Here is a 7,243-nt window from a genome sequence, read left to right as displayed (position 1 = left end):
TTGAATTTAAGTGCGCAACGAGCGCAGAGAGTGAGGTCGCATAGGCAGACATCTGTCGGCCATAGCTAAAGCGGCTCTGACCAGGGTCGTCAGCAGATTCGGCGAGACGGCCCGCAACCGGCCGGCCGCCATGTGTCCGACTCCAAGGATCAGGAGAACTATCGGAGGCGCTGAGGTGGAGGTTCGCGGGTTCCGTGGACCGTCTGACCTGCTGTCATCGCATCGAAAGGTCGGCGAAGCAGCCTGGCGAGACGGTCACACTGGTCCGCGACCATGACCTGGTCGCCGCGCGTGTCGAAATAGACGACGGCCGACAGGTATTCCAGGGCGAAGACCGCGGCAAGCCGGTCGCGGACATCGGGACATTCCGTGTCCAACCCATATGCCTCACGGAACGCGGCGCCAAGGACCGGGTGCAGCCTCAACACCAATTCAGTGATCTTGACCATGTCGTAGAGGGGATCGGCGAGCCGTGCCTTCTCCAGGTCGATCACTGCGGCGAACAGCCCGTCGCGCACCACGACATTGCCAGCCCAAAGATCGCGGTGGACCAGGGCGACAGGCGCGCCGTCCAGAGCCGGTCGGACGCGCTGCCAGAAATCCTCCAGCTGGACAACCAGCCCCGTGGCGAGGTGCCCGCGCGCCGCGCCATGGCGCAGCTTCGCCGTGAAACGCCGGTCCGCCATGCCCAGCCAGTCCCGACCCGGCGCCCTGATGCTGTGCATTCTCGACAGCCAGGCACCCAGATCCCCGCCGAGGCGGGTGGCCTGCTCCGTGCTCCATCCACTGATCGGTTCGTGGGAGAGGTCGTGGCCGTCGATCCACCGCACAGCGATCAGCCAGCCGGCCGGCGTCCATGTGGGTGGCACAACGACGTCCTGGTGGGGCAGACCGCGGCCGGACAGCAGGTGCGACGCCGTCCGCGTCACCGCCAGTGGCCGCACGTCGGAGCGCACCTTGACGACCAGTTCACCGACCTGCGTCGTGACTCGAAACGTCTCGCCCCCGTACCCACCGAACAGCGGCGTGACACGGCCGGCGGCAAGGCCGACGGCGGCGAGGGCGCCGGCCACCGATCGCACGGTCTCCGGGCGGGTCTCCGGACCTGATGAAGAAGTCATGGGCCTTCTGGCAGACGATCCGGTGGCCGATGTCAGCGCTGCGACCAGAGATCCCGGTAGCGGCGCTGTTCAGCGCACGGAGACGTGCTCGGGCACCCGGTCGCAACACACGCCAAAACCGCTGTGCCGGGGACACTCGATGTCATCCGACGACGGGCAGTAGTACATGTCCGGGCATCCACAGTCGTATACGACACGCTCCCACGCACGACTGATGGCTCGCGACTGAGCGCTGGGCAGGTCACAGGTCATAAGTTTGTCTCCCTCTCTCGACGCCAGGACCAGCCGTGGGGACCATCGGTGCAGCCGTTGGCGCCGGAGCGGACGCGGGAATCAGCCTAGCCGGCGAAGGCGGCCTGCTGGCCCAGCTGGCCCAGCTGGCCCAGCTGGTCCTCGAAGCCGGCCTACCGGGCCAGATGTGTCGAGAGTCCTTCGACCCGCGCGCCGGGAGTATCTCAGCACTGGGTCCGGCGGTTTCCAGCACAAACAATAAGGGTTGAACCCGGCCAGGGAAGGAGGGCGTCGGACAAGACGTCCACCGCTGCTGGATATGCCGGTGGCATTCCCGCCGGGTTCACTCACAGGGGAGTGGTCATGATGCTGATGCGATTCGATCCGTTCCAGGAGCTGGACCGGCTGGCCGGAGCACTCGACCGGGTCGGCGGCGCCGTAGCGGTGCGCACGCGCATCCCGATCGACGCCTATCGGCAGGGCGAACAGCTCGTCCTGCACGCCGACCTACCCGGAATCGACCCGGCCTCGGTCGAGGTGATCGTCGAGCGCAACGTGCTGACCATCACCGGGAGGCGGGTGCCGGAGCCCGCCCGGGCCGACGAACAGACCCAGGTATTCGCCGCGGAACGGTTCCACGGCGAGCTCACCAGGCAGCTCCTGCTGGGCGATGGTCTCGACACCGACAAGATCTCCGCCGTCTTCCACGACGGGGTCCTCACACTGACGATGCCGCTCGCCGCCACCGTCAAACCCCACAAGGTCGCGGTTACCACCGCGGCGCCCGCCGACCGCACGATCAAGGCGCAGACGAGCTAGCGAGTCCGGCGGCGCGGGCCCGGAACTCGGAGGCCATGGCACACACCGTGTCATGCCGGTCACCCAAAGACCGTCGGCCTCCGGTTCCCGGGGCCGCACCTCTGTTCCGAGGGAAGGGTTCGGTTCGCGTTGTCGGGAGGGCCTGCGAGGGTCGGCGGTGCGGTGACCATGGCCAGCAACTGGATGCCGATCCCGCAAGGTCGGATTGCACACGAAGTCACGTCGGCAAACCGGTAACACCGTCCTTGGCGAGGTATGCAACGCGGTGTGCCCGGACGTTCCGGTAACGGACCCCATCGGGCCCGGCCCGGAGTGTGTAGGGAGTGTTGTTCGGGATCAACTCTGGGGATCCGAGGCTGAGACGTCGCTTCCCCATCCTCAGCTCTCCGTCAAGGACGTAGATGATTTCGGCCCCGGAATGATCATACTGGGCGAGCCGGGTGTCCGCGGGGTGGCGTACCGCGATAAATTCGAAGGCGCCGTCGTCGCGGCGACGTGCGGAGATCCTCCATGAACCCTGCCCACCGCGGTTTCCGTACGCGGGACGCCGGTCATCGAGATGCGGGGAGGCTCCCGTTGGTCGCGGTGGCGGGCGGCGTGGGTAGCTGCGCCGCCATGGGCATGACCGCGGTCACGTCGGCGCTGCGGGCCTGATCGAAGAAGCGGAGAAGTTCGACGGGGAACGGCATGACGAGGGTGCTGTTCTTCTCGGCGGCGACGTCCACGACCGTCTGAAGAAGCCGAAGCTGGAGGGCGCCAGGGGTAGCGGCCATTGCTTGGGCCGCCTGGGACAGCTTTTCGGATGCCTGGAATTCACCGTCCGCGGCGATGACCCGGGCGCGGCGCTCACGCTCGGCTTCGGCCTGACGGGACATGGATCGCTTCATCGATTCAGGCAGTGCGACGTCTTTGACCTCCACCCGTTCGATGTGAAGTCCCCATGGTCCCTCGGTCGGCTGGTCGATCACATCCCTGAGTTCAGCGTTGACACGTTCACGCTCGGAGAGGAGTTCGTCCATGTCGCCGTGACCGATGACCGACCGCAGCGAGGTCTGCGCCACCTGGGAAACCGCGTAATGATAATTCTGCACATTGACCACCGCCTTGACGGGGTCCACCACGCGGAAATAGACGACTGCGTCGACGGTTAGGGTTACATTATCCCGGGTGATGGCCTCCTGAGCGGGCACGCTGACCACAACGGTCTGCATATTGACCTTTGTGAGGCGACAACTGAACGGGTTGAGCCAGATGAGCCCTGGTTGGCGCACCTTGGGCTGCAGCTTGCCCCACCGCAACACGACGCCCTGCTCGTATTGAGGGATGACGTGGAAGTGGAATCCGAATATGATGCTCCTTCCGATCCCGGCGCTGATCACCAGCCGGTCGTTGTTCGTGCCTGGTTTAACGGATCATTCGGGTGTCCAGCTCAGACGGCCTGCCTCGTCGCGGTGCGGGATGCGCAGGGCGAGCAGCGTGACGTCGTCGGCGGCGTCACCGGCCAGCGCGGCCGAGATGTGGTCGCAGAACTGTTCCAGGGGCTGACCGGCGGCAGCCCCCGCGGCGACACGGAGCCGGTCCAGCCCGACGTCGATGGGAGTGCGACGGGACTCGACCAGCCCATCGGTGTAGAGCAGGAGGGTGGACAACGCGGGGAGCGCCGCGATGCCGTCGGTGTGTCGGCCGCCGCCGAGTCCCAGAAGCAACCCGGCCGGCTGGTCGAGGTAACGGGTAGCGCCGTCGTGGGTGATCAGCAGCGGGGGCGGGTGGCCGGCGTTGGCCCAACGTAGCTGCCACGGGCCGCCGTCGGTACCTTCGATCCGGGCGTAAACGGCGGTGGCGAGGTCCGCGACCTGCAGGTGAAAAGCCACGCTGTCCAGGCCGGTGAGAACCTCGTGCGGGGCTGGGTTGCTGTAGCAGGCGATGCCGCGCAGCAGGTTGCGCAGCTGCCCCATCTGGGCGGCGGCTGACAGGTCGTGGCCGGCGACGTCCCCGACGACCAGGGCGGTCACGCCGTCGGGCAGGACGAACGCGTCGTACCAGTCCCCGCCGACCTGGGCGGTCTCCCGGGCAGGCAGGTAACGGCTGACGAGCTGGATGTGGCTGACGTCGGGCAGATCGGTAAGCATGCTGCGCTGCAGCACCTCGGCGGTCTCGTCGGCCCGCGACGCTTCGTCACGCAGCGCGTCCTCGGCGGCGGCGGCGGCGGCGAAGGTGGCGAGTACCTCGAGGTTCCCGTCGGTCCACTCGCGGGATGCGGTGTCAACCACCCAAAAGATGCCGAAGATGTCCCCGGCGGGGCCGCGGAGCGGGAAGCCGGCCCAGGCCTGGGCTCCTATCGAACGCGCCAACGGGTCATCGCGGGTTCGCAGGTCGACGGCGGCGTCAGTGACGATCATCGCTCCGCCGGGTTCGACGATGTACTGGCCGAACAACGCTCCGGCAGCCGGGTACTGCCGGTCGCCCAAGGCTGCGGGGGGTCCCGTGCCGATGCGGCCCTTCCGGAACGAGGCGTGTTCGTCGAGGAGCGTCACGAAGGCCAACTGCGCGCCCAACGCCAAGACCGCCAGCCGGGTGAGCCGAGTGAACGGCATGTCCGTAGCGGTATCCGGCAGCCCCCGGGCGCGCACGGCAGCGAGCCGCGCGCAACCTGTCATGGCCGATGTCACCTGCCTGTTGGACGCCGGCCGTGGTTGGGCTGCGCTGCCCGTCGTCGGGGTGTCATCGAAAGCGGCAGCGAGCGCCGCCAGCGCGGCATCCACGGTTGGGCTGCGGGGGCACGGCACGGACGTCACGGCCGCGGGTACCGCTTCGGCCTGGTCGCCGGAATGGATGGAGGGAGCAGCAGTCACAGGGTGGACGGCAGGTTTCATCATCGGCCTCGTCGCCTTCGCGTAGAAGTCACGAGCGGCGAGGGAGCACGAGGTCCGGACCAGTCCAGGCGCGCTGAGTGGAGAAAGTGTGCCACGAATCGCCAGCGAAGGATACGGAGCGGAAGCCACCGCCGACCAGCGTCGCGTGCCTGCTGGCGTGCAGCGTCCGGTCAGGGGCGGCGGAGCACCGGGACAGTATCGGGAGCAATCTCACCGCCGACGACGGCGAGGGCGACCTCGGTGAGTTTGAGGTTGTGGTTGCGGGCGTGGCGACGCAGTGCGTCGAACGCCACGTCCATGTCGACGCTGTTACGCTCGGCGAGGACACCCTTGGCCTGTTCGATGGCGACCCGACTGTTGAGCGCGCGCTGCAGCTGTTCGGCCAGCATCGCGCTTCGGTGCACGGAACGTTGTTGCAGGATGCCGATGGTGGCCACATCCGCCAAGGCCTGGGCGAGGCGTTGGTCCGGTCCGTGCACCGGCTCGGAGCTGTCGCAGAACATGTTGAGCCCGCCGATCGTCTGGTTACGCAGCCGCAGCGGCACCGCGGTGACGGACCGGAAGCCGGCCGCATAGGCGATGGGGACGAACAGCGGCCAGCGGGAGCGGTCGGCGTCGAGGTCGCGGCTCGTCACGGCCGTCCCGGTTCGGACACAGTCCAGACAGGGTCCTTCGTTGTTCTGGAGCTGGAAAAGCTCCAGCAGCCGGGTTTCCTCGCTCGAGGAGGCGACGACGGTGAGATTGCCCTTGTGGTCGTCGAGCAACAATCCGGCGGCGGTCACGCCGAGCAGATTGACGCAGGCCGCGACGAGCTGGTCAAGCAGGTCGACGACGTCGTAGTCGTCGACCAGGGTGTCCGCAAGCACGACGAAAATCTCGGCGAGCGCCTGCTCTCGGGTGTGGCGTGCCGCAGGAGTGCCATTGTTGATGTCAGCGTTGATGCCAGCGTCACTCATTGATCCTCCGTTGAGAAACGTAAGCGCCGCTCGACGACATCGATCGCGACTGCGACGAGGGATCTGCCGGTTGCGAACGCGCGGGCACGCAGCATCAGGAACGCCTGTTCCGTTCGGACGCCGAGTTGGACCTGGACCATGCCGGTGGCCTGATGTACCTGAAGCTGGTAGGTGGAGCGGGCGGCGAGATCGTCGCAGAACGTGTCGTCCCGACCGATGTCGAGGTGCAGCAACGCGAGGGCAGCTGCATCCGCGGCCAGCAGCGCCGCGGAGAGCTGACTGCTGTCGAGGTCTCCAGGTTGGTCACGGTAGAGGTCCAGGGTGCCGAGACTGATGGCACCGATGCGCAGCGGGAACGCGAACACCGCCCGGACCCCGGCCGTCGCGGCACCCTCCATGAACATCGGCCAGCGATCCACCGCGATGTCACCAGGTTCGTCGAGATCGGCGACCAGGACCGGTGCGCCGGTATGCACCGCGTCGACGCACGGGCCCACACCCAGTGTGAACTGCAGGTCCTCGATGCGCGTCGAGACGTCATCGGTCGCGTACACAACCCCGCGGTTACCCGTCGCTGTCACCATAGAGATGCCCGCGCCGGTGACTCCCAACATCTCCGTACACAGCTGACAGATCCGCCGCGGTTGCGATACGCGTTCCGTGGCAGCCTCGGCCAACAGGCGGGTCCAGCGGCCTCGGTCATCCACGCAGACCCAGCAGAAACGGTGTCATCCATCCGTTGTCATGCACACACGAGAACCGGTAGGGCTGCCAGCCCGCCCGGATCGCCATGGGACACCGCCTCAACGTCGGTTTGACGACCGGCTTGAGATCAGTATGACACCGGTTAACCCGTCCCCGAGCAGCACGGTCTGCGTTCCGCCCCAGGGCTCCGGCGAGGTAGCTCACCGCTTTGATCTGCTACAGGCTGTGACGAGCAGGCCGAGTGCCACGTTGCGATCGGCGGCGACCTCCTCAAGGGTCTCCTTGATTTTCCTCGTGCCGTTCAGGATGTTGCATGAACCATGTGCCCGCTCCACTACCAATGTCTGAATTGAAGCTATAGCGTGGCTTGACCGTTACGCCGGTTGTGTGTGTGAGCTCCGCGCCCGGCCGTGGGAACCGAGGATATCCGCCCGGTATTCACAGGAACCGACACGCCGGCACGGAATACGAGGACCGGCTCCTTCCCGCGACCACAATAAGGGTATCGGCCACAGGCACGGTAGCGAGGAGCGGGACA

7 protein-coding genes are annotated in these 7,243 nt (G+C 66.8%); 2 read left to right on the top strand and 5 right to left on the bottom strand.

The genetic code is table 11. The features are described from left to right. Nucleotides 1-158: 158 nt before the first annotated feature. Nucleotides 159-1,121 (bottom strand): aminoglycoside phosphotransferase family protein, encoded by a 963-nt coding sequence (locus U9983_RS25625; protein ID WP_322756471.1) that lies wholly within the window; start codon nt 1,119-1,121, stop codon nt 159-161. Nucleotides 1,122-1,408: 287 nt separating this feature from the next. On the opposite strand from U9983_RS25625, the gene U9983_RS25620 reads away from it, so the two are divergent. Both U9983_RS25620 and U9983_RS25615 read left to right on the top strand, forming a co-directional pair. Then, on the top strand, nt 1,409-1,621 hold the full coding sequence (locus tag U9983_RS25620) for a hypothetical protein (RefSeq protein WP_322756470.1): 213 nt from the start codon (nt 1,409-1,411) through the stop codon (nt 1,619-1,621). A gap of 94 nt (nt 1,622-1,715) precedes the next feature. Continuing rightward, a complete protein-coding gene (locus U9983_RS25615; RefSeq protein WP_322756469.1) occupies nt 1,716-2,171 on the top strand; it encodes an Hsp20/alpha crystallin family protein in 456 nt (151 codons plus the stop codon). A 551-nt stretch (nt 2,172-2,722) separates the two neighbouring features. Here the strand turns inward: U9983_RS25615 and U9983_RS25610 are convergent. From U9983_RS25610 to U9983_RS25595, 4 genes are all read right to left on the bottom strand, one after another. Beyond that, nucleotides 2,723-3,550 (bottom strand): slipin family protein, encoded by an 828-nt coding sequence (locus U9983_RS25610; protein ID WP_322756468.1) that lies wholly within the window; start codon nt 3,548-3,550, stop codon nt 2,723-2,725. Nucleotides 3,551-3,583: 33 nt separating this feature from the next. After that, entirely contained in the window at nt 3,584-5,023 is a 1,440-nt protein-coding gene (locus U9983_RS25605) for a GAF domain-containing SpoIIE family protein phosphatase (protein ID WP_322756467.1), read from the bottom strand. Between the two features lie 191 nt (nt 5,024-5,214). Then, a complete protein-coding gene (locus tag U9983_RS25600; RefSeq protein WP_322756466.1) occupies nt 5,215-6,000 on the bottom strand; it encodes a GAF and ANTAR domain-containing protein in 786 nt (261 codons plus the stop codon). Then, nucleotides 5,997-6,584 carry a GAF and ANTAR domain-containing protein gene (locus tag U9983_RS25595; protein ID WP_416211540.1) on the bottom strand — a complete coding sequence of 196 codons (588 nt, stop codon included), beginning with the start codon at nt 6,582-6,584 and terminating at the stop codon, nt 5,997-5,999. The genes U9983_RS25600 and U9983_RS25595 overlap by 4 nt, the downstream gene beginning before the upstream one ends. Nucleotides 6,585-7,243 lie beyond the last annotated feature (659 nt).

It is taken from the genome of Protofrankia sp. Cas3 (assembly GCF_963555955.1).
Taxonomy (GTDB): domain Bacteria; phylum Actinomycetota; class Actinomycetes; order Frankiales; family Frankiaceae; genus Protofrankia.
Note: the sequence above shows the minus strand (reverse complement) of the source record. Positions and strands in the feature narration are given on the sequence as shown.